The organism is Dactylosporangium sp. NPDC000244, from assembly GCF_040300725.1.
Classification (GTDB): domain Bacteria; phylum Actinomycetota; class Actinomycetes; order Mycobacteriales; family Micromonosporaceae; genus Dactylosporangium.
The window spans coordinates 189,992-216,202 of record NZ_JBEPEH010000022.1 but is presented as its reverse complement, the minus strand read 5'-3'; the positions used below and the strand labels follow the sequence as shown (position 1 = coordinate 216,202).

Sequence of the window (26,211 nt, the reverse complement as noted above, 5' to 3'; positions counted from 1 at the left end):
GATGTGCGGCAGTCGGTGGCGCCGCTCGCGGAGTCGAAGAGCGCGGTGCAGGCCGCGGCCGCGGCGAGCATCGTGTGTGACGGTGACGGGCAGTCGGGGAACCGGGTGCAGGTGCTCTACATTCACGGGTCGGGCAACGCGGATCGGTACAGCCAGTATCTGGCCTCGATCCGGACCTGGACCCAGGGCGTGGACGACATCTACAGCGCCAGCGCGGCCCAGACCGGCGGCGTGCGGCACATCCGGTTCGTGACCGACAGCTCGTGCAACATCTCCGTCACCGACGTGGCCATCGACAACGGGTCGCTGGGCGACTTCGGCAACTCCGTCAACGCCATCAAGGCGCAGGGCTACAACCGCGCCGACCGCAAGTACCTCATGTACGTCGACGCCACCGCGCTGTGCGGCGTCGCGTACGTGACGCTGGACGACCGCCCGGGGCAGGACAACTACAACAACTCCGGGGCCAGCTTCAGCCGGGTCGACTCGGGGTGCTGGGGTTCGGGGCCGGCGGCGCACGAGCTCACGCACGCGATGGGTGCGGTGATGAGCAGCTCGCCGAACCACACCGCCTACGGGCACTGCACCGATGACTACGACATCATGTGCTACAACGACGGGCCGGGCACGGTCCTGCGGGTCGTGTGCGCGGACCAGGCCCAGGACAACCGGCTGGACTGCAACAAGGACGACTACTTCAACACCAACCCGCCGGCCGGCTCATATCTGGCCACGCACTGGAACACGGCCAACAACCGCTTCCTGATTACCGGCGGCGGCAGCGCTCCGGCGGCCTCCGGGACCATCACCGGCCCGGGCGGCAAATGCGTGGACGTGAGCGGTGACGACAACGGCGCCAACGGCACGGCCGTGCAGCTGTGGGACTGCCAGTCCTACGCGGTGGACCAGCACTGGACGCACAACGCGAACGGCTCGCTGTCGACGCTGGGCCGGTGCCTGGACATCAACGGCAACGGTACGGCCAACGGCACCCAGGTCGAGCTGTGGGACTGCAACGGCGTCGGCGGCCAGAAGTGGATCCAGCAGGCCGACGGGTCGCTGAAGAACCCGCAGTCGGGCCGGTGCCTGGACTCGCCCAGCGGGGCGACGGGCAACGGCACGCGGCTGCAGATCTGGGACTGCAACGGCAGCGGCGCGCAGAAGTTCTCCGTCAACGGCGGCGGCACGATCAACGGCCCGGGCGGCAAGTGCGTCGACGTGGCCGCCGACGACACGGGCACCAACGGCGCGGCGGTACAGCTGTGGGACTGCCAGTCCTACGCGGTCGACCAGCACTGGTACCACAACGCGAACGGTTCCCTGCGGACGCTGGGCCGGTGCCTGGACATCGTGGGCAACTCGACCGCGAACGGTGCGCTGGTCGAGCTGTGGGACTGCAACGGGGTCGGCGGGCAGAACTGGGTCCAGCAGGCCGACGGGTCGCTGAAGAACCCGCAGTCGGGCCGGTGCCTGGACTCGCCCAACGGGGCGACCGGCAACGGCACGCGGCTGCAGATCTGGGACTGCAACGGCAGCGCGGCGCAGAAGTTCGCGCTGGTCTGAGGTCCAACGCGTGAGGTGGCCGTCCAGCCGGGCGGCCACCTCACGCGTCCGGTACACCGGCTACGGCTGCGGGATGTGGACGACCTCCCACCGCGAGCCGTCCGGTTGCTCCCTGGCGGGCGTCGATCGGCATGATTTTCGCGCTCGACGCGAAACGCCAATCGCTGTTCGGTTGCGTCAATGTCTCGGGGGAGCCATGACCAGTCACATGCAGCAGTTGGTGCACGACTCGCGCAATTTCCGCTTTCTCGCCGACCCGGCGCTGGCCGCCCTGCCCGAGGCCGTGCTGCTGGCCGGCGACGCGGCCACCGCCGAGGCGTACGTGCACACCGACCCGGACGCCGCCATGGCCCGCGGGCGGCGGTTCACCGAGACGCTCGCCGAGGCCGTGGCCCGCCGCGCCGGCGTCACCGTGCCGCCGCGGACGCCGCAGTTCCGGCGCACGCAGCAGCTGGCCGCCGCCGGCGCCATTCCCGCCCGCGTGCACGACCTGCTCGAGATCGTCCGCCGGCTCGGCAACGAGGCCGTGCACGGCTACTCGGGCGACGCGGTGAAGGCGATGACGGTGCTGGAGTCCTGCCATGAGCTGGCGCTGTGGTGGTACCGCGAACAGACCGGCGCCGCCCCCGCCCCCGCGTTCGTGCGCCCGGACCCGCCGGCCCCGCTGACCCGGGCGATGCTGCGCGACATCGAGGAGCAGCTCGACCGGCTGCGTGCCGCGTTCGAGGCCGCAACGCTCCCCGCCCCGCGGGTCCGGATCGGCCCGGCATCCCCCGACGGGCGGCACTGGCGCGGCGGCTCGGAGGTCGCCGGCGCGATGGGCACCTACCTGGTGCACGACCCGGTGGAGACGGTGCGCGCCGAGGACGGCTCGTGGACGCTCATGCAGGCCGCCGGCCGCGCCCTCGACGGCGCCGGCCGCCCGGTGTGGCTGCGGGGCCTGCGGATCGACGACGACGGCCCGGCCGCCGCCCGGATGCGCGACGGCCTCGACGCCCAGGCCGCGTGCCTCGAGCGCCCCGAGGCCGGGCTGCCCGCGCTCGTGGAGCGCCACCGCGACGGGGACCTGCACCTGCTCGTGCTCGACGCGCCGGCCGGCAAGAGCTGGCTGGAGATGTTCGGCGACGGCCGGCCCGGCCTGGACCCGTTCATGCTGCCCCTCGCCCTGGACGTGCTCGCCGGCGTCGCCGACGGGCTCGCCGCGCTGCACCGCCGCGGCCACGCCCACCGTGCGCTGGACGGCGGCTCGGTCCGAGTCGCCCTGCCCGGGCGGCGCGGCCGGCTGCGCGATCCCGGGCTCGCCGGCTGGCCGCACCGGCCCGGCGAGGGCGGCGAGCACCCGGCGCCGGAGCAGCGGGCCCTGGCGCGCGGACGCCCGGGCCCGCCGACCGACGCGTACCGGCTGGCCGCGCTGCTGCACGCGTGCGCGGGCGCGGGCACCGTCGCCGCGCCGCTGCGTGACCTGCTGCCGGGGTTCCCCGAGCGGCTGGACCGGCTCCTGCTGCGGGCGCTCGATCCTGATCCGGGCCACCGGCCCGGCGCCGCCGAGCTCGCGGCCGGGCTGCGCCAGGGCCGCCGGGAATCCGCCGCCGGGGTGCGCGCATGATCCCGCCTCCGGTGCGCGTTCCCGGCCCCATCGCGCTCGTGTACTCCGACAAGTTCCTTGCCGACCTGGAGTACCACCCCACGCCCTTCTTCCAGGAGCTCGACACGCTGGCGAAGCGCGGCGCGCTCCCGCTCACCCTCGAGAAGACCCAGAAGGGCTGGCGGATGGCGGTGTACGCCGGCCGCCACGTCGGGTGGCTCTACCCCACCCGAGCCGGCGACGCCTACAACCTCGGCCACGCCGCCCGGCGGCGCTTCCGCGACGAGGAGCGCCTGCTCAAGGGCGCGCTGCTGCTGTCCTGCCCCGGCATCTGCGCGGTGCCCGACCTCGCGAGCCTCAACCGGGCGTTCGCGCAGGGCAGCCTGCCCCGCACCACCACCTACGGCGACGCGCTGTGGAGCGCGTGGACCGCCGCGACGGCGGCCGCGGGCCGCCCGGCGCCGGACGGCCCGTCGCTCGCCCCGGCCCACGCCCGCTACCTCGACCTCGTCGACCAGGTCATCGAGGCCGGCCGCCAGATCGAGATCGACCAGCTCGCCGGCCGTGCCGCGCAGGCCTACGTCCACCGGGAAGCGGCCAAGGAGCAGCGGCATTCCGCCCGCGGCGTCTACCGGTTCCGGATGGCCCGCCGGCCGGAGCTCACCAAGAACACGATGGTGTACCTCGGCGACGCACCCCAGCTGCGCGGGCGCGTCATCGACGTCGACGGCCGCGACGTCGTCGTGCGCTTCGAGCCCGGCGCCGACTACGACCAGATCGGGGCCCAGGGCACGCTCGGCGAGCTCGGCGGCGACCGCATCTTCCGCGCCCAGCGCGACGCCGTCGCCGCGCTGCGCAAGGGCTCCGCCCGCAACCCGCACCTGCTGGAGCACCTCGTCGACGCCCGCTTCCGGCCCTACGAGCCGGCCCGCGACGCGGTGCCCGCCGCCGGCCTCGACGACGACCAGCGCGAGGCGTTCCGGCGCGCCGTCGCCGTGCCCGACCTGCTCGCCGTGCTCGGCCCGCCCGGCACCGGCAAGACCCGCACCATCGTGCAGGTCGTGCAAGAGTGCGCCGCCCGCGGCCAGCGGGTCCTCGTCACCTCGCACACCCACCGCGCCGTCGACAACGTGCTCGAGGACCTGCCGCCGGAGCTCAACGTGGTGCGTATCGGCAACGAGGACCGGATGAGCGCCAAGGTGCGGGCCCTGTCCTCGGAGAGCCGGGCCGAGGCGCTGCGCCAGGAGATCCTCGCCGACCGCGGCCGGCTGGACGCGCTGCGCGAGGTCCGGGGGCAGCGGCCGCTGATCGAGCGGTACCTGGCGCACCTCGAGTCGGTCGCCGGCCAGGGCGCCGCGGCCCGGGCCGAGCTGGACGCGGCGCCGGCCCGCATCGCCGCCGCCGTGCGAGCCGCCGGCGGACCCCTGGCCGGGCAGCTGGACGCGGTCGACCGCGACCTGGCCGCGGCGCGGGCGGCGCACACCGGCCGGGCGAGCGCGGCCGAGACGGCCGGGCGGCGGCTGGCCTCCGCGCGGGGCCGCGTCGCTCGCAACGCCCCGCCGGCGTTCCTGCACCGGTGGATCGCCGGCTGGCTCGAGCGCCGCGCCGGGCGGGCCCAGGCGGAGCTGGTTGCCGCCGGCGCCCGGCTGGCCGCGGCCGAGTCGGCCCGCTCGGCGCTGTGGCAGCGGATCACGGCGCTCGGCGCGCAGGATCCGGAGGTGGTACGCCTGTACGCCGCCCAGGACGCCGCCCGCCGCACGCTCGAGGAGCTGGCCCCGGAGCCGGGCCGGATCGGCAAGCTCCTGCGGCAGCTGCTGCGTCCGGCCACGACGCTGCCACCGGATCCGCCCGACCGCGCGGACGGCCCCGACTGGGCGGGCTGGGAGGCTTGGCGGGCCGTAGTCTCCGCGGCCGCGGAGACCGCCGAGCGGCAGGCGAACCTGCTCGGCGAGTGGCGCGAGCGCGTCGCCGACCTCGGCGGCGAGCTGGAGCGCGAGATCGCCCGCTACTGCGACGTCGTCGGCGCCACCTGTATCGGCACCGACACGTCGGCGCTGGTGTCGCAGCTCGACTTCGACCTCGCCATCGTCGACGAGGCCGGCCAGATCTCGACCCCGAACCTGCTCGTGCCGCTGGTGCGGGCGCGGCGCGCCATGCTCGTCGGCGACCACCGCCAGCTGCCGCCGTTCCTCGACGAGGAGGTGCGCCGCTGGGCCGGGGGCCTCGCCGCCGACGTCGAGCCGGCGGTGACCGACCTGCTCGCCCGCAGCGGCTTCGAGCTGCTCTTCCCGCGCGCGCCGCAGTCCAACGCGGTGTGGCTGCGCACCCAGCGGCGGATGCCGGAGCAGATCGCCGGGTTCGTGTCCGAGCGCTTCTACTCCGGCCGCGTGACGACCCGGCACGCGGGCGGCCCGGCCGGCGACCTGTTCGCCTCGCCGTTCGCGATGGTCGACACGTCGGACCGGCCGGCCGCCCAGCGGGCCGAGACCGCCATGCGCAACCTGCGCGAGGCGGTCCGCCACGGGTACCGCAACGAGCTGGAGGCCGACCTGATCGTCGCGCTGCTGCGGGCGCTGCGGCCGCAGTTTCGCGACTGGGCCGTCATCGTGCCGTTCAACGCCCAGAAGGAGCTGCTCATCGAGCGCCTCGGCGAGCCGGCGACGACCGAGCACGTCGGCAGCGTCGACTCGTTCCAGGGCGGCGAGCGCGACCTTGTCGTCTTCGGCTTCACGCGCAGCAACGCCGGCGGCGACATCGGCTTCCTGCGCGAGCTGCGCCGCTTCAACGTCGCCATCACGCGCGCCCGCCGGCAGCTGGTGCTCGTCGGCGACCTGAGCACCCTGCGCGCGGCCCGGGACGAGCCGTTCCGCGAGCTCATGGTGGCGATGGGCCGGCACCTCGCCGGCCACGGCGACCGCCGCGATTCCCTGGAGATCGCCGCCGCACTGGCCAACACCGCCGGGCGCCGGCCATGAGGCGGGTCATCTACCCGGCCACCCGGGCCGTCGAGCACGCCGTCGCGCTGCCCGGCGTCCGGCCGCTGCGCCTGTTCGCCGTGCTGTGGCCGCTGTGGCAGATCGAGGCAAGCGCGCAGGTGTACGACGGGCAGGACTTCGAGCTCATCGACCACTTCGTGCTGCGGGCCCTGCACGAGGCCGGCATCCACGACCGGTCCGGGCTGGCCGGCTTCCTCGGCCTCCCGCCCGGCATCGTCGAGCGCTGCCTGGCGTTCCTCGTCGCCATTCAGCTCGTCGCCGACGAGGGCGGCCGGCTGCGCGTGCGCGAGCTGGGGCGGCGCTCGCTGCGCGACGGCCTGCGGTACGTCCCGACCACCAGCCGGCTGAAGGTGCTCATCGAGCGGCAGAGCGGCCGCCCGCTGCCGCGCCCCTACTACGACGGCGCGGTCCCGGTGCTCGACGTTCCCGAGGTCGCCGAGGAGCAGCTCGGCGACCGCACGCGGTTCCGGCCGCTGTTCACTGCGGTGCCGTACGACCCGCAGGCCCTGCCCCGGCTGGCCGAGCGGGCCGACCGCGCCGAGTTCAACCTGCCGGCCCAGCTGCGCAACCTGCGTCAGGAGGGCGTCCGCGAGGGCTACCTGCCCTGCTACCTGATCGAGACCACCGAGGGGCGCATCCTGGCGTACACCGGCGTCGCCGAGCACCGCGACCCGTTCCTGGAACGGGTGTGCGCCGACTCCTCGGTCGAGCACCTCATCGAGGCCGAGGACGCCGGCGATCCCGGCCGGATCTGGCGGGCGTGGCTCGGCCGATCGACGGTCTTCAGCGGCGGCCGGCTCGACGAGCACGGCGGCCGCTGGCGGGTGGTGATGCCGGCCGGCGCCTTCGGCGAGTCGCCCCGGCTGTCGCCGTCGCGCGTCGGGGCGTACCAGTTCTGGGACAATCACTTCATCCAGATCTGGTGCGGCGACGCCGCGGTGCGCCGGACCGCGCTGCTGGATCGCGCGCTCGGCGTGGCCACGCTGCCGGCGGTCACGACGCTGCCGGACTTCCAGACCCGGAGCCGGCACCTCGCCGAGGCCCTCGAGGTCCCCGAGGTCTCCGTCGCCGAACTGCGCCGGCACGCCGGCCGCACGGGCGACGCGCGCCGGCTGCAGAGCCTCGACGCGCTGGAGCGGGGGACCGCATGACCTCCCGCTACGACGAGGAAGAAGAGGAGTACTGGCGCCAGGCAGAGGAGGACGAGGAGGAGGAGCGCCGCCGCCAGGAGGAGGAGGACGAGGAGGAGGAGGAGCGTCGCCGCCGAGAGGAGGAGGACGAGGAGGAGGAGGCCTATTGGGCCTACTGGGACTTCGTCGACGACGACCCGCCGCCGCACCGCCGCACCTATCGGCCCCCGCGGCCGCCTCAAGGTGCCCGGCGTGCCGGTCCGGGTGCCGGGAAGCCGACCTTCAACGGCTACCAGGGCCCGCGGCCCGGCCACCAACCCCCGTACGCGCCGGCCGCCCCGCCACGGCCGTCTTCGGGCGATCCCGGTCCGGTCCTGGTCGTGATGGGGGTCATCTTCGGCATCATTCTGGTGGTCATGGTGGTGCTGGCGCTGCTGTGCAGCTCGCTGGCGTTCCGGTCGGGCATCGACTCCGGGTACTGAGCCGGGACAGGGTGAGCAGGAACATCACCCGCCGCGCTCACCCGACGGATGGCTACGCTCCCGCCATGCTCAAGAGCCGAGCGCCCTGGGTCGTCTTGGCTGGCGCCTACGCGCTGTTCATCCAGGAGCTGGTGCGCATTTCGCTCACCAACCAGATGCACAGCATGGACAACCTGCTCGTGATCGACGCGGTGCGCCGCCTGCTCGACGGCGGCTCGCCGTACGAGTCGGACCGGTTTCTCTACCCGCCGTCGAGCGTGCCGTTCGCGCTGGCCCTCACCCCGCTGTCCGACACGCACCTGGAGCGGCTGTTCCCCTGGGGACTGGCGGCACTGCTGCTGGTCGGCTGGTGGGCGGCGCTGCGAATGTTCGGCGTCGGCCTGCGCTCCTGGCTCGGGGTCGCCGGCGTCGCCGCGTTCGCGCTGTTCAACCCGGCCGTCAGCGTCGTCGAGCTGGGCAACTGGACCGCACCCGTGGCCGCCATGATGTCGATCGCGCTGCTGCTCATGGGGCGCGGGCGATGGCTCGCCGCGGGCGTGGTGATCGGCGTGTCGATCGCGGTCAAGCCGATGCTGGTGCCCATCGGGCTGGTGTTCCTGCTCGCCCGCAAGTGGCGGGGGCTGGGCGCGGCGGCCGGCATCCCCATCGCCGCCTGCGCGGTGGTGACGCCGCTGCTGCCCGAGCCGGGCCTGTTCTTCACCCGGACGCTGCCGTTCCTGCTCGGCGGCCAGGATGGGTTCGCCCGCCCGTACGACTCGTCCCTGCCGGCCATGCTGCCCCGGATCGGCATCGACGGCGCGCCGCTGGCCATCGTGCGGGTGGCGGTGCTCGCCATCACCGTGGCCGCCGCGGTGCTGCGCTGGCGCAACGGCGGCGAGGAGCGCCTGCGCCTCGTCGACACGTCGGCGATCGTGATGATCGGTACGTTCCTGGTGAGCACCCCCGCGTTCGGCTACTACCCGCTGGTGGTGCTCCCGCCGCTCGTCGCGAGCGTGCTGGTCCGCGGCTCCGCGGCCCGCTCGGTGTGGTTCTGGGTCGCATTGGTACCGCTGGTGCGCCCATTGCAGTTCATCGGCGTGGACTTCCTCGACGGCGGGCACGCCGGCTACCGGCAGGCGGCCAAGCCCCTCGCCTGGATGGTCGCCGCGGGCACCCTGCTGCTGGTGCGCACCCTGCGCGGCGAGCCCGCCCCGCGGCGCCCGGAGCTGCCCATCCAGCCGGCCGGCCGCGAACCGGAGCGGCTCGCGGCCACGTCGTCCCCAGGCTGAGCCGGAGCCCCGGTCCCGGCGTTCGACCCTCGGACGGTGAGGTCTTGTCCGGCTCCGGCACCCGAAGGTACGTGGTGGCCGTCCTGCGTTCCGCCTTCGTCGCCGCCGTCCTCGTGGCCGCGTACTTCGTCGCACCGCTGCGACAGCAGTGGTCCGCGACCACCGCGCTCGCGTTCGTCGGCGGCCTGCTCCTGGTCGTGCTCGTGGCCGGCTGGCAGGTCCGGGCGGTCGTGCGGTCCCCGCATCCGCGCCTTCGCGCACTGGAAGCGCTGGTCCTGACGCTGTCGCTGCTGTTCGTGCTCTTCGCCGCCAGCTATTTCGTGCTGGCCCAGGGCCGGCCCACATCGTTCTCCCAGCCGTTGACACGCGTCGACGCCTTCTACTTCACGACGACGGTGTTCGCCACGGTCGGCTTCGGCGACATCGCCGCGCGGTCACAGCCGGCCCGGATCGTGGTGACGCTCCAGATGTTCGCCGACCTGATCTACGTCACGGTGCTCGTGCGTCTTCTGATCAAGGCCGCGGGGACGGAAACCACCCAATCCGAGGGCGGGACCGAACCCGAGCTTCCCCCACGCTGCTGACGAGCGCCCCCGCGACCCGGCCGGCGTCGGGGTCGCCGTCCACGGAGCCGCTGCTACCGGCCGTCGCCGGTCGGCGACGGCCGTGCGTGACGGTTACCGGTTCTCGTTGCGGTGGCCGGGGTCCCCGGGGTAGGCCGCGCCGTTGGTGGTGTTGCCGGGGTACAGGATGGGCGCGAGCCGGTCGAGGATGGAGGCCAGTTCCTGCCGGGCCGCGTCGTCGGTCGCGTCGACCTGGGTCCGCAAGCCGGAGAACTGGCGGATCGCCCACTGCGCGAGCGTGGCCAGCCGAGCCAGCTCCTCGCGGTCCGGGCTGTAGCTGGGCCCCGAGGTGGCGCGGTAGTTGCGCGCGGCCTGCTCGGCCGCGGCGTGCGCGGCTCGGATGATCTCGTTCGCCTGCTGGCGGGACTGCGCCACGAGGTGCGCGGCGTTGGTCTGGGCGGCGGCGACGATCTCGTCGACGTACTGCTGGGCCTGGATGCGCTCGGAGATGAGCGCCTCGTCGAGGCCGACGGGAGCGTTGTCGGGCAGCGCGCCGTGGCGGCGTGCGTACACCTCCCGCTGGAGCCGCTCCACGTCGTTCAGCAAGGTGCTGATCTGCGCGTCGCGGGCGGCGATCTCCTCGGCCACCCGCTGCAGCAGCGCGTTGACCTCCGCGGGGTCGTAACCCTTGCGAAAGCCGATCTGACGCAGGCGGACGTTGCGGATCTCATGGGGCGAGAGCGGCCTACGCCGGGGGGTGGATTCTGCGCTCATGGTCGGGTCACCTCCTCGAACACCCGCTCCGGCGTCAGCGAAGCACGCAGCGGCGCATAGGTCTTGTCGTCGAACTGTTCCACGTGGATGTTGGTCGAGGCGTAGCCCTCGTCGCGCAGCGTCTGGCAGGTTCCGGCCACCATCGCCGGTGAGCCGCACACGTAGATCTTGCGATCGTGCCAGGAGCCGTGGCGCAGGGCGGCCTCGACCACGGTCATCGGCTGGCCGCCGATGATGTCGTCGGACAGGGCCGTGATGACCTGGACCCAGCGCAGGTCGTTGGCGAGCTGGTCGAGCTCGGCCTGGTCGTGCAGGTCCCACTGGTTCGGGACGCCGACCACGAGGGTGACCTTGCGGTCTTCCAGGCCCGCGGCCAGCTGCTCGATGATGGCCTTCATGGGTGCGACGCCGGTACCGCCCGCCAGCAGCAACAGGTCCGGGCCGGGCCCGGACGCCACGGTCAGGCGATTGCCGATCGGCGATCCCAGGCGCAGCACGTCGCCCACGCGGGACTGGTACACCAGCGCGGGGGAGAGCTGCCCGGCGGCCACGGCCCGGACATGGAAATCGATTGTGCCGTCCCGGCGGGGAGCGTTGGCCGGCGTCAGGTAGCGCCACACCTTCGGGCGCAGGTGCGACTCCACGGCGAGGGACTGCCCGGCCCGGTAGCGAACCTCGCCCTGGGGCCGCACGGTGATCACCGCGATGTCGCCGGTACGCCGCTCGTGGGCGACGATCTCGGCGTTCCACCAGGCCGGCTCGAACGGGTCGACCGCCGCCGCGGCGTCGATCATCGCCTTCGACACGATGCCGTACGCCTCGGCCCAGTCCGCGGCCAGCTGGTCGTTCCAGGCGGGCCCCAGCCCGTGGGCCAGGGTGTGCAGCAGCGCCTGTCCGACCACGGGGTAGTGCTGAGGCTGGACCTCGAACCGGCGGTGGTCGCGACCCAGCTGCTGGACGAAGGCGACCAGCGTCTCGGAGTCGTCCACATTGGACACGATGTGCCCGAGCGCGGACAGCAGCCGGTCGCGCTGGCCGCCCATCGAGGCGGGAAACATGTTGCGCAAGCCGGGGTCGATGCTGAACAGGGTGGCGTAGAAGTAGGCGGCGGCCTGATCACCCAGCGGTACGACCTGCGCCCAGCTCGCTTTGAGGGCGGCAGTGTCCACTACCGCGCGTCCCCCGCCGCCCCGGTGACGATCAGCGAGCTGACCGAGCGCAGGATGTCGTCGGCCGCCTGCAGGATGTCCATCGGCACCTTGAAGTCGTGCATCACGGTCAGCAGGTGCAGGCTGACCCGCCGGTAGGCCTCGTCGGTGATGGTCAGGTGGGCGTGAGCCGCCCGCAGGTCACGGCCGGAGTACCGGTCGGGGCCGCCGAGCACCTTGGTCAGCATCAGCACCTGGTGCCGCTTGAGCGCGCTCAGCCCGTCGGACTCGACCAGCGGCGTGAAGAAGTCCACGAGGGCCGGGTCGAGCAGCAGTCGCGTGTAGAACTCCTCCACCACCGCGGAGACCGCGACGGCTCCGCCGATCGCGGCGAATGCCGAGGACGGGTTCTCCTGCTGCGCTTCGGCATCCAGTTGCCCGAGCAGGGCCGTGTCCAGCGTCATCGTCGTGCGCCTCTCGTCGAGGGGATCCTGCCCGTGCGGATCGGGGCTCCTGACGGGCCGGGGTTTGACCGGCGCGAGCCTATCGGCGGCTTTTCCGGCGGAGGGCCGGGCCGCTCGCAGGTGCCGGATGGCTGTTCGCACCATTGCGGAGGAATAGGGGGCATTTGGACAGTCTTGCGGCGATGTGGGCCTTGTCGCCCGCATGCCCGGGCGTTCTCGGGGAAGTGCACTTCGGTGAGCGCTGACGCATCGACCGGAATCGTCGTCGTCGCCGAGCGGTGCTGGGACGGGCTGGCCGCGGCGCCGTCCGCCCACACCGAGGTCGCGGTCGACGCCGGCCGGATCACCGAGGTCGGCGAGCGGGTCGGGCGCGGCGCGAGGCGGGTGCTCGACCTCGGCGACCGCATGCTGTTGCCCGGCTTCATCGACTGCCACATCCACACCACGGTCGAACCGTCGTCCCTGCTCACCGCGTTCGTGGCCGACTCGGCCGCGGTGCTCGCCCTGCGGGCGCTACCGGTGCTGCGCGGCCTGCTCGACCGCGGCTTCACCACGGTGCGCGACCTGGCCACGTTCGCGGCCGACCCGGTCACGATCCACCTGCGTGACGCCGTCGCGCGGGGCCTGGTGAGCGGGCCGCGCATGCTCGTGGCCCCGCATCTGATCTCGGCCCGCGGCGCCCACGGCGACATCTCCACGCTGCTCGCGCCCGAGTACGGCCGCGAGATCGGCGTGCTCGCCGACGGGCCCGCCGCCGTCGTCAGCGCCGTGCGCACGGAGATCCGCGCCGGCGCCGATTGGGTCAAGTTCGGGGCCACCGGCGGGTTCGGGACACCCGCCGACGACCCCGGGCAGACCACCTACACGCAGCGGGAGATGGACGCCCTGGTGGCCGCCGCCGCCGAGCTGGGCGTGCCGTGCACCCCGCACGCGTACGGCGACGAAGGCGTCGCCCGCGCCGTGCGGGCCGGGGTGCGCTCGGTCGAGCACGGCAACCTCGCGTCCGCCGAAACGCTGTCGCTGATGCAGCGGCGCGGGGTGTTCCTCGTCCCCACCCAGTTCATGGTCTCCGACGCGCTGGAGCACCTCGACGACGACGAGTACTGGCGGGGCAAGGATCCGGCCGAGCGCGCGAAGTTCGCCCGCTACGGCGATCAGCTGCGCGACAGTGCCCGCAACGTCGCCGCCAGCGAGGTGTGCATCGCGTTCGGCACCGACGCCGGCATGTTCCCGCACGAGCAGAACTGGCGGGAGTTCCCCGCCATGGTGCACAGCGGCATCACCCCGCTGCGGGCACTGCGCGCGGCGACCAGCACCGCCGCCGACCTGCTGGGCCGGTCCGACCTCGGCCGGATCGAACCCGGCGCCGTCGCGGACCTGATCGCCCTGCCCGGCGACCCGTTCGACGACATCGACGCCACCGCTGCCGTCGACTTCGTCATGCGCGGCGGCGTCGTGCACACCGGTCCTTCGGTCAGCTGGGGGTGAGCTTGAGGGTGGTGGCGCGGGCGGCCGGGGCGAGGATCATGTTGACGTAGGTGGCGTCGTACTGGCGGTACTTCGTGCGGTACGCGGCGTCGATGCGGGTGTTGACGGGGTCGCTGTCGGGCACGTCCGTGATGGTGACGTCGCGGTCGACGCCGTCGGTGTGGACGTGGCCGCGGTGACGGGCGCGGGTGCTGCGGTACCAGGACGAGGCGGTGCCGTAGACGGCGCGGACGTACACGTCATCGCCGTCCGGGACGACCCAGATCGTGGTCGGGGCCCGCAGGGTGCCGTCGGCGCGGGTAGGGGCGATCTGCAGCTCGTCGGCCGCGCCGATGCGGCGCAGCTCGTCGGGCGTCCACGAAGTCATGGCGGATCCTTTCGGGAAGGTTCGGTCGCCCGGTGCACTTCCCGGGGAGGCGGCGTTGAACCGCGGTCAAGCGGCGGGCCTCACCACCAGAAGTTGTCCTGCGGCGCGTAGCGCCCCTCGAGGTCGGCGATCTCGCCGTCGGTCAGGGTCAGGTCGAGGGCGGCGACGGCGTCCACGAGGTGGTGCGGCTTCGTCGCGCCGACGATCGGGCAGGAGACCGCGGGTTTGGACAGCACCCACGCGAGGGCGACCTGCGCCATCGGGACCTGCCGGGCCTCGGCGACGGCCTGGACGGCGTCGACGACCGGCCGGTCGGTGTCCCGGTCGAAGGCCACGGCGGCGCGGTCCGACGACGAACGCGCGGTCTGCTCGCCCCAGGGCCGGGCGGCGCGCCCCTTCGCCAGCGGCGAGTACGGCGTCAGCCCGACGCCCTGGTCGAGGCACATCGGGATCATGTCCCGCTCCTCCTCGCGCTTGAGGACGTTGTACTGATCCTGCATCGCGCGAAACGTCGTCCACCCGCCCAGCACCGCGGCGTGCTGCAGCTTCGCGAACTGCCACGCCCACATCGACGACGCCCCGAGGTAGCGCACCTTGCCCGCCAGCACCAGCGAGTGCAGCGCGGCCATGGTCTCCTCGACCGGGGTCTCGGGGTCGAACCGGTGGATGTAGTAGACGTCGATGTAGTCGGTGCCGAGCCGCCGCAGGGAGGCGTCGGCCTGCTCGAGGATCGCCTTGCGGGACAGGCCGCTGCCGCCCGGGCCCATCGCGGAGAGCCCGCCGTCGCCGTCCGCCACGGCCGCCGCCCCCTCGGCGCCGAGCTCGCAGCCGGGCCTTGCCGCGCCGCAGCCGTCGGTCACCGGGCCGGACGCGCCGATCCTGCTGGGGACCCGCCGGGTCGTCATCCGCCCGGCCGAGGCCGGCGAGTCCATCCTCGCCGTCGACGGCAGCGGCCGGCTCAACGTCACCGACGGCGACACCGGCAAGGGGTTGTTTGTCCTGGTACCGACGGGAGCCCGCCACATGATCAGGTCGGCCACGGGGGACAGGGCCTGCCTCGGGCTGAAGAACAACGGCAGTGCGCCGCTCACCATCGCCGCCACCGCCTGCGACCCGGGCCGCGACGGCCAGCTGTTCACGATCAAGCCACCGGAGAGCGGCGACCCGGCGACGTTCACGATCAGCGTCGGCGACGCCTTCCTGCTGGTGTCGGGGACCAACGGGCTGATCGCGGAGGAGCTCGGCGACGCCACCCCGCTGACCACATTCGTGTTCGTCGACAACGGCCCCGCGTCCTGACCTGCGGCAAAGATCGTCTCTTGTCGACGGAGCCTGCCGGCTCGGGCAAGGGAGTTCGCCACGGCCGTCAACCGGAGCGGAAATGCTCTGCGGCGGCAAGGTGCAGTTCGTTCGGAGTTCGGGTGCGACCGGCAAGGTGTGCCCATGCTGACTCGACGGCAAGTCCTCACCGGAGCGGCGGTGACGGCCGGTGGGGTACTGCTGCCGGCCACCGCGGCCGCCGCGCACACCGACCACGCCGGCCACGGCGGACACCCCGGAGACCCGGCCACGCCGTTCGCGCTCGGCGTGGCCAGCGGCGACCCGTTGCCCGACAGCGTCATCCTGTGGACCCGCCTGCTGCGTGCGGGCCTGCCGAACAAGCCGGTCGAGGTCGAGTGGCAGGTCGCCCTCGACGACCGGTTCCGCAAGGTGGTCCGCTCCGGCTCGACGCACGCGCGGCCCGAGCTCGCGCACTCCGTGCACGTCGACGCCCGCGGCCTGCAGCCCGGCCGCGAGTACTTCTACCGCTTCCGCGCCCTCGGCGTCCTCAGCCCCACCGGCCGCACGAAGACTGCCCCGTGGCCGTGGCAGGACGGCGGTGCCCTGCGCTTCGCCATCGTCAACTGCCAGGACTTCCAGAACGGCTACTGGCCGGCCTACACCGGCGTGGCCGCCGAGGACCTCGATGTCGTGCTGCACCTCGGCGACTACATCTACGAGTACGACCCGCACAGCCGCTTCGCCGACCGCAACCACACGGCGCCGCAGACGCCGAACCTCGACCAGCTCGTCACGCTGGCCGACTACCGGGCGAGGCACGCGCAGTACAAGGGCGATCCGGCCCTGCAGGCCGCGCACGCCGCGTTCCCGTGGATCGTCACCTGGGACGACCACGAGACCGAGAACAACTACGCGTCGCTGGTCGACGAGGTCGACGACACCGGCGCGCAGCACCAGTCGCCGGCCGACTTCGCCCGCCAGCGCGCCGCGGCGTACCAGGCGTACTACGAGCACATGCCGATCCGCGCGAACCTCAAGCCGGGAAGCCCCGACCTGCGGATCTTCCGCCGCTTCGACTTCGGCCGGCTGGCCCGCTTCAACGTCCTCGACACCCGCCAGTACCGCACCGACCAGCCCGGCGGCTTCCCCGGCGACTTCGGCCTGCCCCAGGCCGGCACCGCCAACACGACCGGCACCCTGACCGGCGAGGACCAGGAGCGCTGGCTCGCTGACGGCCTGAACCACTCGCCGGCCCGGTGGAACGTCATCGCCCAGCAGGTGATGATGAGCCGCATCAAGTTCCCCAACCCGACCGGCGGCCTGCCCGCGATCCTGGCGAACCTCGACCAGTGGGACGGCTACGCCCCGCAGCGCGCCCGGCTGCTGCAGCACCTGGTCGACGCGAAGGTCCGCAACCCGGTCGTGCTGGCCGGCGACATCCACTCGACGTGGCTGAGCGAGCTGCGCGTCGACTTCGACAAGCCGGAGCAGGCCCCGGTCGCGGTCGAGTTCACCGCCACGTCGATCAGCTCCGACTTCCCGATCGCCTTCGACGCCCCGCTGAAGGCCCTGAACCCGACCCTCAACCCGCACGTGCAGTACTTCGACGGCTCCCGCCGCGGCTACCTGCGCTGCGTCGTGGACCGCCACGAGTGGCGCACCGACGCCCGCACGGTCGACACGATCGAGGTGCGCCAGGCGCCGGTCACGACGACCGCGTCTTACGTGGTCGAGGCCGGCACCTCGACGCTGCACGCCGCCTGAGCGCACACCGGCTCGCCTGCGGCTCCGTCACCCGGGGCCGCCGGCGAGCGTTTCGCGGTGCCTTCGTGGTGCCGGAGCTCAGCCGACGTGCCCGGCGGTCCAGCAGGAGGCGTTGGTGTGGCAGTTCTGCAGCGCGTCCAGGTCGGCGTGCAGGGTGGCCTTGCGGGCGGCGGTGAGGCCGGCGTAGGTGTTGCGCAGCTGGTAGGGGTCCGTGGTGCGGTCGTAGTACTCGTGTTCGCCGTTGTCGTACTCGACGTAGGTGTACGTGGCGGTGCGCAGGGCCTCGTAGGTCGTCGGCATGCCGTTGCGGGCGTCCTGCGCGTCGGGGTCCTCGGCGCTGGTGCCGGGGCCGTGGTGCTCGATGAGCGAGCCGGTGCGCCAGGCGTCGGTCTGGCCGCCGGTGAGCAGCGTGAGCAGGCCGCGGCCGTCGACGTCGCCGGAGACGGGGGCGCCGCCGATGCGCTGGAACGTGGGCGCCAGGTCGATGTTCTGCACGATCTGCGGGCGGCTCGTGTTCGCGGGCACGTCGGGGCCGGCGACCACCAGCGGTACGACCACGTCATGGTCGAACGCGGTCTGCTTGCCCTCGACGAGGCGGTGGTCGCCCAGGTGGAACCCGTTGTCGGAGCTGAACACGACGAAGGTGTTCCCGGCCACGCCGGAGTCGGTCAGCTGCTGGCGGAGCCCGGCGATCATGCGGTCGACGGCCTGGACGGCCTGGGCCCGCTTGCGATAGTCGGTGTCGATCTTCGTGATCTCGTCGGCGGTGAGCGGACCGTTGCCGGCCAGCCACGTGGGCGCGTTCGCCGGCAGGGTGTCCCAGGCAGGGGTGCGCGGGGCGGTCAGGCCGGGGAACTTGTCGAGGTCCTGGCGGGCCGGGGTGAACGGGCCGTGCGGCGCGAACGTGGAGATCTCGAGGAGGAACGGTTTGTGCGCCGCGGCGGTGCGCTGGATGAACGACCTGCCCTTGGCCCCCACGACGTCGGTGAGGTAGTCGGCGTCGGTGTTGCCGTAGTGGACCAGGGTGCCGTTCTCGTTGAGGTTGTAGTTGTACTCCCCGTAGGCGTTGCCGGCGCCGTACCACTCGGACCAGCCCGGCGGGGTGTAGAGGTCCTTGGGGAGGTACCCGTTGAGGTACTTGCCCATGAAGGCGGTCGTGTATCCCTGGACCTGCAGGGCGGTGGCGAACGTGTGCGACTCGTTGCCCCGGTCGTGGAACACGGTGAAGCCGCCGTCGGGGCCCTCGTTGGTGAAGACCCCGGTGTCGTGCGGGAACTTCCCGGTGAAGATCGACGATCGGGACGGGCAGCACAGCGAGTCGGTGACGGTGTAGTTGGTGAACGTCGTGCCGTCGGTCTGCAGGCGCTTCACCTGGGGCATGTACTGCACCAGGTTCCACGCGAGGTCGTCGACGAGGACGAACACGATGTTCGGCGGGGCGGCGGCCGCGGCGGAGGCCGGCGCGCGACCGGCGGACGCGACGGAGCCGACGAGCGCGGCCGCGGCGGCGAGGGCGGCGGCGGCCAGGGCGACGGGCAATCTACGCATGAACTCCACTCTGGACGATGATGTCCGTAAATGGATGAATGCAGTGTTCGGGCTCTGTAAAACTTATCGGCACGGTAGGATTTGGCCTCACATGTCGAGGACCACGTCGGTGCCGGGGCGGGCGCAGCAGATCAGCACGGAGCCGGCGTCCGGGGGCTCCAGCGGCTCGGGGGAGTAGGTGACCTCGCCCGCGAGCAGTGGCGTTTCACACGTGTGGCAGACGCCGGTGCGGCAGCTCCAGCGCGTGGGCACGTCGCAGGCGTCGGCGAGGTCCAGGATGCTGCCTGCCGGCGGTACCGCTGCCGAAACACCGCTGCGGGCGAACGTCACCCGCGGGCCGTCGCCCGGCTCACCCGGGGGCCGCTTCCAGACGCCGGTGAACACCGTGCGCCCCTGCCACGCCACGTCCTTCGGCCGCCCGACGTTCACGGACAGCAGCAGATCCCGCACCCCGCCGGTGTCCGCGCGCGCCGGGCCGCGCGCGTCACCCGGTCGCGGTGGGACTGACGTACGAGAACACGATCATGTCCAGCATCGGGATTCCGTGCTCGGACAGCGGCGGCTGGATGTAGTCGAAGAAGCCGCGCCGCACCGAGTGCATCCGGAAGCCGCACCGCTGGTAGAAGGCGATGTTGTCCAGCGAGCAGTTGGCCGTGCCGACGAGCAGTGAGCGGCCGTGGGCGGGCAGCTCGGCCTGGATGGCCGCGACGAGCCGCCGGCCGACGCCGGTGCCGCGGTGGGCGGGGTCGACGGCGATGTACAGCAGCTCGGACGGCTCCCGCTCGTCCCACCGCACGACCGCGGCGCCGACCGTCTCGCCGCCGAGCCGGGCGGCGTACGCGCGGCAGGCCGGATCGCGCAGGGCGGCGCGGATGCGCTCGTCGTCCTCCTCGGCGTCGTGCAGGACCGGCACCAGCAGCTCGGCGTCCGTGCCCGGCACCGCGACGATCTCCACGCTCATGCCCTCATGCTGATGCCGGCGAGGGGGCCGGGCAACCGAGAAAAACCACCGCCTCAGCGGCGCCGGCGGCGAGCGCGCTGGCGGCAGGTCGGCCCGCAGTAGCTCGGCGGCCGTCCGGTGGTGTGGATGCGCAGCCGGGTGCCGCACTCGAGGCAGTGCCGCGTTTCGTGACGCCGGCCGGGGTCCGTGTCACGAAACGCGGCCTCTTTCGTGAGCAGGCCGCCGACCAGCAGCCGCACGAGCCGCGCGGCGCGGGCCCGGCTGCGATGGGCCGAGCGCAGCGCCGCGCCTCCGGCGATGAGCGCGGTCAGATCGTCCACCCGCATGTCGGCCCGCACCGCGCCGGCTTGCTGCGCGGCCAGCAGCAGCCGTTCCAGCGCCCGGCCGAACTCCCGGACCGCGGGGGCGAGGGCGGCGCGCGGCCAGCTCTTGTCGCCGGTGAGCCCGTCGCAGACGCTGACGCGGCCGGACGACTGCTCGATCGCCTCGAGGAGCAGCCCGACCAGGGCCTCGCCCGGCTCGGCGCGGCCGGCCCACCGGTCGGCGGCCCGCGCCAGGCCGCGGACGTGCTCGGCGAGCACCGCCTCGATGAGGATGTCCTTGCTCGGAAAGTGCCGGTAGACGGTGCCGGCGCCGACCCCGGCCCGCTGCGCGATGCGGCTCAGCGGCACCTCCAGCCCGTCGTCGGCGAAGACGCGCATCGCCGTGCGCAGCACGAGCTCGCGATTGTGGCGGCCGTCGGCGCGTTCCGCGGTCATGTCACGAAATCCTTGTCCTGGGCCCGGAGCCGGGTGGATCGTTCCGGTTCATGTCACTGTCACACACGTCCGGGCCGATCGTCGTCACCGGCGCCACGGGAAAGCAGGGCGGCGCCACCGCGCGACGGCTCCTGGAGCTGGGCCGGCCGGTCCGAGCCCTGGTCCGCGACATCACCGCACCGGCCGCCGTCGCGCTGGCCGCCGCCGGAGCGCGGCTCGTCCCGGGCGATTTCGACGCCCCGGCCGGCCTGGCGCCCGCGCTCGACGGCGCCGCCGCGGTGTTCGCCGTCCCGCCCGTCACGTTCGACACGGACCGGGAGGTCGCCCGCGGACGGGCACTGATCGACGCCGCGTCCGCCGCCGGGGTCGAGCAGCTGGTGTTCAGCACGGTCGCGTCGTCCTCGACCAGGACGCAGTCCGCCGAGGGCAAGGCGCTCGTCGAACGGTACCTGCACGACCACATCAGGTTCGCGACGGTCCTGAGGCCTGTGCGATTCATGACCAACTACATCGGGACCGGCGCGGCCGGCATCGACGGGATCGTCCACGGGGTGCACCGGCACCTGTTCGCGCCCCACGAGCCCATGCAGGTCATCGCGCTGGAGGACATCGCCGACTTCGCCGCCCTCGCGTTCGCCGACCCGGCCCGATTCGCCGGCCGGACGCTGGAGCTGGCCGGCGACGAGCCGACCCCGGTCGAGGCCGCCGCCGCGATCAGCGAGGCCACCGGCATCGAGGTCCGCTACGAGCAGCTCACCGACGGCGAGGCGGCCGCGCTCGGCCCGATGGTCGAGCAGACCCTCCGCCGCTGGCGGGCCGGCGAGCGCTGGCACGCGGACATCGAGGCCCTGCGCGTCATCCACCCCGGGCTGCGCACGTTCGCCGGCTGGCTGGCCGAGTCCGGCGCCGCGGCCCTGCGCGCGTCACTCGGGCCAGGTATCGACAACAATTGACATCCGCGTCGTCAAACTGTAAATAAAGCTGACAGAGAGCGCTCTCAGGGGCGCCGAGAGAGGTCAGCCATGCGCAGGAAGCTTCAGGCGGCCCTGCTGGCCGCCGTCGTGGCCGTGCCGGCGTACTACGCCGTCACCGCCACCGTCGCCGCGAACGCCACCATCAACCCCGCCCCGCCCGGCTTCACGCTCACGTGGAGCGACGAGTTCGACGGGCCCAACGGCTCGGGGCTCGACACGAACGTCTGGAAGTACGACACCGGCCCCGGCTCGAACTTCGGCACCGGCGAGATCGAGACCATGACGAGCAGTACCGCCAACGTCCACAAGGACGGCGCCGGGCACCTGCTGCTCACCGCCCTGCACAGCGGCTCCGACCCGCGCGCGGGCTGGACGTCGGGCCGGATCGAGACGCAGGCGGCCACCTTCGGGGCGGCCCCGGGCGGCGTCATGCGCGTGGAGTCCCGGCTGCAGCAGCCGAACGTGACCACGGCGAACGGCGCCGGCTACTGGCCCGCGTTCTGGATGCTCGGCGCCCCGCTGCGGGCCGGCGTGGCGTGGCCGGGCTCGGGCGAGATCGACATCATGGAGGACATCAACGGCCGCAGCTCGCTGTTCAGCACCCTGCACTGCGGCGTCAACCCGGGCGGACCCTGCAACGAGAGCACCGGCCTCGGCAGCGGCGAGCGCGGCTGCCCCGGCTGCCAGACCGGGTTCCACGACTACGCGGTCGAGGTCGACCGCTCGGTCTCGCCGGAGCAGATCCGCTTCTACTTCGACGGCGGCAACTTCTTCACCCTGTTCGCCAACCAGGTGGACGCGACCACCTGGTCCAACGCCGTCGACCACCCGTTCTTCATCATCTACGACCTCGCCATCGGCGGCGGCTTCCCCGACGCGTTCGGCGGCGGCCCCTACGCCTCCACGATCTCGGGCGCGTCGATGGTCATCGACTCGGTCGCCGTCTACAACAAGGGCCCGGGCGGGGGATCGAGCGGCACCGGGAACACGGTCATCGGCCCCGGCGGCAAGTGCATGGACGTCTCCGGCGACGACATCGGCGGCAACGGCGCGGCCGTGCAGCTGTGGGACTGCCAGGCCGGGGCGGCCGACCAGCACTGGGTGCTCAAGAACAACGGCACCCTGCAGACGCTCGGCCGCTGCCTGGACGTCACCGGCGCCTCCTCGGCCGCCGGCGCGAAGCTGGAGCTGTGGGACTGCAACGCGGGCGGCTGGCAGCAGTGGCGCACGACGCCCAGCGGCACGCTCGTGAACGTCGGCTCCGGCCGCTGCCTCGACTCCCCGTCGGGCGCCACGGGCAACGGCACCCGCCTGCAGATCTGGGACTGCAACGGTTCCGCAGCGCAGTCCTTCGTCTACAACGGCGGCGCCTCCAACATCGTCGGCCCCGGCGGCAAGTGCGTGGACGTCGCGGGCAACGACACCGGCGGCGACGGCGCGGCCGTCCAGCTCTGGGACTGCCAGGACACGTCCAGGGACCAGAACTGGAAATGGAACGGCTCGGCCCTCACGACGCTCGGCCGGTGCCTCGACATCGCCGGTGGCGGAACCGGCAACGGTACCGTCCTGCAGCTGCACGACTGCACCGGCAACGCGGCACAGGTCTGGGTCGACGGCGGCAACGGCACGCTGCGCAACCCGCAGTCCGGCCGCTGCCTCGACTCCCCGTCGGGCAACACGGCCAACGGCACGCGGCTGCAGATCTGGGACTGCAACGGTTCCGGCGCGCAGACCTTCCGCAAGTCCTGACCCGTGACCCTCGCGGAGCCCGGGGCACGCTGCCCCGGGCTCTGCGGCGGATGTCAGTCGTCGATCGCCTGGTAGACCGCCGTCCACAGGTCCTGCCACATCGGCAGGGCCTGGTCGCCCGCGTGCGCCCGCTGGATGGCGAAGTAGGCGGTGAGGTCCTCGGCGGGATCGTTGTACCAGGCGGTGCCGTAGAACCCGTGCCAGCCGTAGGTGCCGACCGACGGGCCGAGGTGCGTGCGGCGGGTGCGCACCGCCAGGCCGAGCCCCCAGCCGATGTCGGCGAGGTATCCGGGCCCGAACCCCGAGAGCGCCTTCTGCCCGGGCGTCAGGTGATCGGTCGTCATCAGCGTCACCGCGGGGCGTGAGAGCACCGGCCCGCCGCCCGCGAGCATCGCCGAGCCGAACGCGAGATAGTCCGCGGCGGTCGAGACGAGCCCGCCGCCGGCCGACTCGAACGTCGGCGGCCGGCTCCAGCGATCGTAGGGGCCGTCCTCGACCACCGCCGCGCCGTCGACGTCCTCGGCCTCGTACGCCGTCGCCAGCCGGCCGAGGTGCTCGCCCTCCACGCGGAAACCGGTGTCCCGCATGCCGAGCGGCTCGCAGACGCGCTCGCGCAGCGTGTCGCCGAGCGACTTGCCGGTGGCCCGGGTGATGAGCACGCCGGTGATGTCGGCGGCGGTGTCGTACATCCAGCTCTCACCCGGCTGGTGGACGAGCGGCAGCTCGCCGAGCCGCCGCAGCCACTCGTCCGGCGACGTCCTGCCGAGCGCGCCCAGCGCGTCCGCGATCGGGATCGTGCCGGGCGGGGCCGCAAGCATGCCGGTGCCGAGCGTGCCGGTCAGCAGGTCCCGCACCGTGATCGGGCGCCGCGCCGGGACCGTGTCGTGCAGAGGCCCGCCCGGATCGGCCAGCACGGTCATGTCCGCCAGCTCCGGGAGGAGCTCGTCGACGGGGTCGTCCAGGCGAATGGTGCAGTCCTCGACGAGCGTCATCGCGCACGCGGCGACGAGCGGCTTCGACGACGAGCCCAGGCGGCAGATGGTGTCGGTGGCCATGGGCTTCTTCGACCCCGGCCCCTCGAACGCGAGCCTCCCGACGGCTTCCACGTGTACGGCCCCGCGCCGCGCGAGCACCGCCACGGCCCCCGGGACGAAGCCGGTGTCGACCTGCCGCTCGAGCAGGTCTCGGACCAGCACCAGCCGCCTCGCCGAGAATCCCCCAGCCGTCACCCGTGTCCTCCTCGCGTGCTGGCGGCGCTCGGGGGCGACCGGCTCGACGATCCGTGCCGAGTGTAGTAGGGCCAGGTGGCCGCGGGCGGCCCCGGCGCGACGGTTCCCGGCACGGCCGGCCCGCCGCCGTGCGGTAGACCACACGTTGCGATGCGCTCGGGCAATTGTCCAACATTTGGCTCAATGGCAGGCTGGACCCATGCCGCGCCTGAGTCCCAACGTGTCGCTGTCGGAGCAGGTCGCCGACCAGCTGCGCCGGCGCATCGCCGACGGCGAGTTCCCGGTCGGCGCGCTGCTGCCGACCGAGCACGAGCTGACCCGCGAGCTCGGCGTCAGCCGCAACAGCGTCCGCGAGGGCCTGCGCTCGCTCGTGCACGCCGGCCTGCTCGGCGCCCGGGCCGGCTACGGGACCTTCGTGATCGCCACCAGCGACCTCGGCCCCGCGCTCGCCCGGCGGTTGGAGCGCGACCGGGCGGCCGACGTCGCCGAGGTCCGCCTGCTGCTGGAGCGCGAGGGCGCGCGGCTCGCCGCGACCCGGGCCACCCCGCAGCAGCGCGCGGGCCTGGCCGAGGCGCTCGCCGCCCGCGCCGCGGCGACGGACGGCCCCGCCTACGCCGCGGCCGACATCGCGTTCCACCGGCTCCTGCTCGAGGCGTCCGGGAACGCCCTGCTCGCCGAGATCTACCGCGGCACCGGCGGCAACGAGCGCTCGCTGGACCACCTGAACTCGCCCGACGTCGACCTGGCCGCGGCGAGGCCCCGGCTCGCGGAGATCGACGCGAGCCACGCCGAGATCGTGGACGCGGTCACCGCCGGCGACCCGGACGCGGCCGCGGCCGCCGCCGAGCGCATGGCCCGGCTCGCCCACGAACTGCAAGAGGAAGCCGAGCAGCATGACGCTCACTGACCAAGTCGCCACCCCGAAGGTCCGCACGCTCCGCCCGGCACTGGTCCTGGCCGGGCTGCTGCTGGTCGCGGCCAACCTGCGCGCCGCCATCACGAGCGTCGGACCGGTCCTCGACGAGCTGCGAAACGACCTCGGCCTCACCTCGCTGACCGCCTCGGCGCTGATCAGCCTCCCGCTCATCGCCTTCGCCGTGGTCTCCCCGGTCGCGCCCGTGCTCGCCCGCCGCATCGGCATCGAGCGCACCCTCGGCGGCGGCCTCGCGGTCCTGGCCGCCGGGCTCGTCGTGCGCTCGCTGCCCGGGGCGCCGCTGCTGTGGCTCGGCACCGCGCTGCTCGGCGTCGCGATCGCCGTGCTCAACGTGGTCCTGCCCGCGCTCGTCAAGCGCGACTTCCCGCACCGGATCGGACCGGTCACCGGCGCGTACTCGTCGGTGCAGGCGAGCTTCGCGGCGATCGCGGCCGGGCTCGCCGTCCCGGTCGCGGGCTGGACCTCGGCCGGATGGCGCCTCCCGCTCGGCATGTGGGCCGGCCTGGCCCTCGTCGCGCTGGCCGTCCTGGCCCCGCAGCTCGGCCGCCGCAGCGTCCCGCCGCCCAGTGCCGGCGGCGTCCCGGCCGCCGGCGTCCCCGCCGCCCGCAGCCCATGGCGCACCGCGCTCGGCTGGCAGATCACCGCGTTCATGGCGCTGCAGTCGACCGGGTACTACATCCTCATCACCTGGCTGCCGTCCATCGAGAGCTCGGCCGGCGTCCCCGCGACTGCGGCCGGCGTGCACCAGCTGCTGCTGAACGCCTGCGGCATCGCGGGCAGCGTCGCCTGCTCGGCGCTCATCCCGCGGCTGCGCGACCAGCGGCTGCTCGGGATCGCGGGCCCGGTGCTGTACGCCATCGCCACATTCGGCATCCTCGCCGCCCCGCACTACGGCGCGATCTGGGCGACCCTCGCCGGAGTCGCGGGCGGTTCGAGCATCGTGCTGGCGCTGTCGTTCTTCGGCCTGCGCACCGCGCACCACACCCAGGCGGCGGCCCTGTCGGGCATGGCCCAGTGCGTCGGCTACCTCATCGCGGCGGCGGGCCCGCCCGCGGTCGGCGCGCTGCACGACGCCACCGGCTCGTGGACCCCGGCGCTGGTCGCGATGATCGCGGTGGACGCCGTGCTCGTCGTGTTCGGCTACCTGGCGGGCCGCGACCGCGTCATCGCCTGACGACGCGGCAT

The 26,211-nt window shown here is 73.3% G+C and carries 24 protein-coding genes; 14 read left to right on the top strand and 10 right to left on the bottom strand.

The window, feature by feature from the left end; translation table 11 throughout:
• The 7 genes from ABT369_RS30480 to ABT369_RS30450 form a co-directional block, all read left to right on the top strand.
• Positions 1-1,563, top strand: a 1,563-nt coding sequence (locus ABT369_RS30480; RefSeq protein ID WP_350617106.1) for a ricin-type beta-trefoil lectin domain protein, incomplete at its 5' end; no start/stop codon positions are given.
• A gap of 208 nt (positions 1,564-1,771) precedes the next feature.
• Positions 1,772-3,169, top strand: a complete 1,398-nt coding sequence (locus ABT369_RS30475; protein WP_350617104.1) for a protein kinase family protein — start codon at positions 1,772-1,774, stop codon at positions 3,167-3,169.
• Positions 3,166-6,123 (top strand): DEAD/DEAH box helicase, encoded by a 2,958-nt coding sequence (locus ABT369_RS30470; protein WP_350617102.1) that lies wholly within the window; start codon positions 3,166-3,168, stop codon positions 6,121-6,123. Before ABT369_RS30475 ends, ABT369_RS30470 begins: the two co-directional genes overlap by 4 nt.
• Positions 6,120-7,295 (top strand): hypothetical protein, encoded by a 1,176-nt coding sequence (locus ABT369_RS30465; RefSeq protein ID WP_350617100.1) that lies wholly within the window; start codon positions 6,120-6,122, stop codon positions 7,293-7,295. The genes ABT369_RS30470 and ABT369_RS30465 overlap by 4 nt, the downstream gene beginning before the upstream one ends.
• On the top strand, positions 7,292-7,756 hold the full coding sequence (locus tag ABT369_RS30460) for a hypothetical protein (protein WP_350617098.1): 465 nt from the start codon (positions 7,292-7,294) through the stop codon (positions 7,754-7,756). Before ABT369_RS30465 ends, ABT369_RS30460 begins: the two co-directional genes overlap by 4 nt.
• 65 nt (positions 7,757-7,821) lie before the next feature.
• A complete protein-coding gene (locus ABT369_RS30455) occupies positions 7,822-9,024 on the top strand; it encodes a glycosyltransferase family 87 protein (RefSeq protein WP_350617097.1) in 1,203 nt (400 codons plus the stop codon).
• A gap of 74 nt (positions 9,025-9,098) precedes the next feature.
• Positions 9,099-9,608: a potassium channel family protein gene (locus ABT369_RS30450; protein ID WP_350617095.1), complete on the top strand. Its 510-nt coding sequence runs from the start codon at positions 9,099-9,101 to the stop codon at positions 9,606-9,608.
• Between the two features lie 93 nt (positions 9,609-9,701).
• Here the strand turns inward: ABT369_RS30450 and ABT369_RS30445 are convergent, their stop codons facing one another.
• The 3 genes from ABT369_RS30445 to ABT369_RS30435 are packed head-to-tail and all read right to left on the bottom strand — an operon-like array spanning position 9,702 to position 11,973.
• On the bottom strand, positions 9,702-10,361 hold the full coding sequence (locus ABT369_RS30445; RefSeq protein WP_350617093.1) for a DivIVA domain-containing protein: 660 nt from the start codon (positions 10,359-10,361) through the stop codon (positions 9,702-9,704).
• Positions 10,358-11,530 carry a globin domain-containing protein gene (locus tag ABT369_RS30440; protein ID WP_350617091.1) on the bottom strand — a complete coding sequence of 391 codons (1,173 nt, stop codon included), beginning with the start codon at positions 11,528-11,530 and terminating at the stop codon, positions 10,358-10,360. The genes ABT369_RS30445 and ABT369_RS30440 overlap by 4 nt, the downstream gene beginning before the upstream one ends.
• Positions 11,530-11,973, bottom strand: a complete 444-nt coding sequence (locus tag ABT369_RS30435; protein ID WP_350617090.1) for a group I truncated hemoglobin — start codon at positions 11,971-11,973, stop codon at positions 11,530-11,532. The genes ABT369_RS30440 and ABT369_RS30435 overlap by 1 nt, the downstream gene beginning before the upstream one ends.
• Positions 11,974-12,207: 234 nt before the next feature.
• Here ABT369_RS30435 and ABT369_RS30430 point away from each other — a divergent pair, with 234 nt between their 5' ends.
• The gene (locus tag ABT369_RS30430; RefSeq protein WP_350617088.1) at positions 12,208-13,461 is read left to right on the top strand and encodes a metal-dependent hydrolase family protein; all 1,254 of its coding nucleotides are present in this window, start codon (positions 12,208-12,210) and stop codon (positions 13,459-13,461) included.
• On the opposite strand, the gene ABT369_RS30425 is transcribed toward ABT369_RS30430, so the two are convergent.
• Entirely contained in the window at positions 13,448-13,828 is a 381-nt protein-coding gene (locus tag ABT369_RS30425) for a DUF2255 family protein (protein ID WP_350617086.1), read from the bottom strand. The genes ABT369_RS30430 and ABT369_RS30425 overlap by 14 nt on opposite strands.
• A gap of 80 nt (positions 13,829-13,908) precedes the next feature.
• Positions 13,909-14,625, bottom strand: coding sequence for an aldo/keto reductase (locus tag ABT369_RS30420; protein WP_350617084.1), 717 nt, complete (start codon positions 14,623-14,625; stop codon positions 13,909-13,911).
• Here ABT369_RS30420 and ABT369_RS30415 point away from each other — a divergent pair.
• On the top strand, positions 14,564-15,127 hold the full coding sequence (locus ABT369_RS30415) for a hypothetical protein (protein WP_350617082.1): 564 nt from the start codon (positions 14,564-14,566) through the stop codon (positions 15,125-15,127). The two genes, ABT369_RS30420 and ABT369_RS30415, sit on opposite strands and share 62 nt — an antisense overlap.
• A 144-nt stretch (positions 15,128-15,271) precedes the next feature.
• Entirely contained in the window at positions 15,272-16,873 is a 1,602-nt protein-coding gene (locus ABT369_RS30410; RefSeq protein WP_350617080.1) for an alkaline phosphatase D family protein, read from the top strand.
• Between the two features lie 78 nt (positions 16,874-16,951).
• Here the strand turns inward: ABT369_RS30410 and ABT369_RS30405 are convergent, their stop codons facing one another.
• The 4 genes from ABT369_RS30405 to ABT369_RS30390 all read right to left on the bottom strand — a co-directional run bounded on the left by ABT369_RS30405 (position 16,952) and on the right by ABT369_RS30390 (position 20,140).
• Positions 16,952-18,421 carry a sulfatase family protein gene (locus ABT369_RS30405; RefSeq protein ID WP_350617079.1) on the bottom strand — a complete coding sequence of 490 codons (1,470 nt, stop codon included), beginning with the start codon at positions 18,419-18,421 and terminating at the stop codon, positions 16,952-16,954.
• A gap of 87 nt (positions 18,422-18,508) precedes the next feature.
• A complete protein-coding gene (locus ABT369_RS30400) occupies positions 18,509-18,871 on the bottom strand; it encodes a 2Fe-2S iron-sulfur cluster-binding protein (protein WP_350617077.1) in 363 nt (120 codons plus the stop codon).
• A 34-nt stretch (positions 18,872-18,905) separates the two neighbouring features.
• Entirely contained in the window at positions 18,906-19,382 is a 477-nt protein-coding gene (locus ABT369_RS30395; protein WP_350617075.1) for a GNAT family N-acetyltransferase, read from the bottom strand.
• Between the two features lie 53 nt (positions 19,383-19,435).
• Complete coding sequence (locus ABT369_RS30390) at positions 19,436-20,140, bottom strand: SbtR family transcriptional regulator (protein WP_350617074.1); 705 nt, start codon at positions 20,138-20,140, stop codon at positions 19,436-19,438.
• 50 nt (positions 20,141-20,190) lie between these two features.
• Here ABT369_RS30390 and ABT369_RS30385 point away from each other — a divergent pair, with 50 nt between their 5' ends.
• Positions 20,191-21,093, top strand: coding sequence for an NmrA family NAD(P)-binding protein (locus tag ABT369_RS30385; protein WP_350617073.1), 903 nt, complete (start codon positions 20,191-20,193; stop codon positions 21,091-21,093).
• A 69-nt stretch (positions 21,094-21,162) separates the two neighbouring features.
• Complete coding sequence (locus ABT369_RS30380; protein ID WP_350617071.1) at positions 21,163-22,863, top strand: ricin-type beta-trefoil lectin domain protein; 1,701 nt, start codon at positions 21,163-21,165, stop codon at positions 22,861-22,863.
• 53 nt (positions 22,864-22,916) lie between these two features.
• Here ABT369_RS30380 and ABT369_RS30375 read toward each other — a convergent pair whose 3' ends face one another.
• Positions 22,917-24,092 (bottom strand): serine hydrolase domain-containing protein, encoded by a 1,176-nt coding sequence (locus ABT369_RS30375; RefSeq protein ID WP_350617069.1) that lies wholly within the window; start codon positions 24,090-24,092, stop codon positions 22,917-22,919.
• Between the two features lie 199 nt (positions 24,093-24,291).
• On the opposite strand from ABT369_RS30375, the gene ABT369_RS30370 reads away from it, so the two are divergent.
• Positions 24,292-24,999: a FadR/GntR family transcriptional regulator gene (locus ABT369_RS30370; RefSeq protein ID WP_350617068.1), complete on the top strand. Its 708-nt coding sequence runs from the start codon at positions 24,292-24,294 to the stop codon at positions 24,997-24,999.
• On the top strand, positions 24,986-26,200 hold the full coding sequence (locus ABT369_RS30365) for a CynX/NimT family MFS transporter (protein ID WP_350617066.1): 1,215 nt from the start codon (positions 24,986-24,988) through the stop codon (positions 26,198-26,200). The genes ABT369_RS30370 and ABT369_RS30365 overlap by 14 nt, the downstream gene beginning before the upstream one ends.
• Positions 26,201-26,211 lie beyond the last annotated feature (11 nt).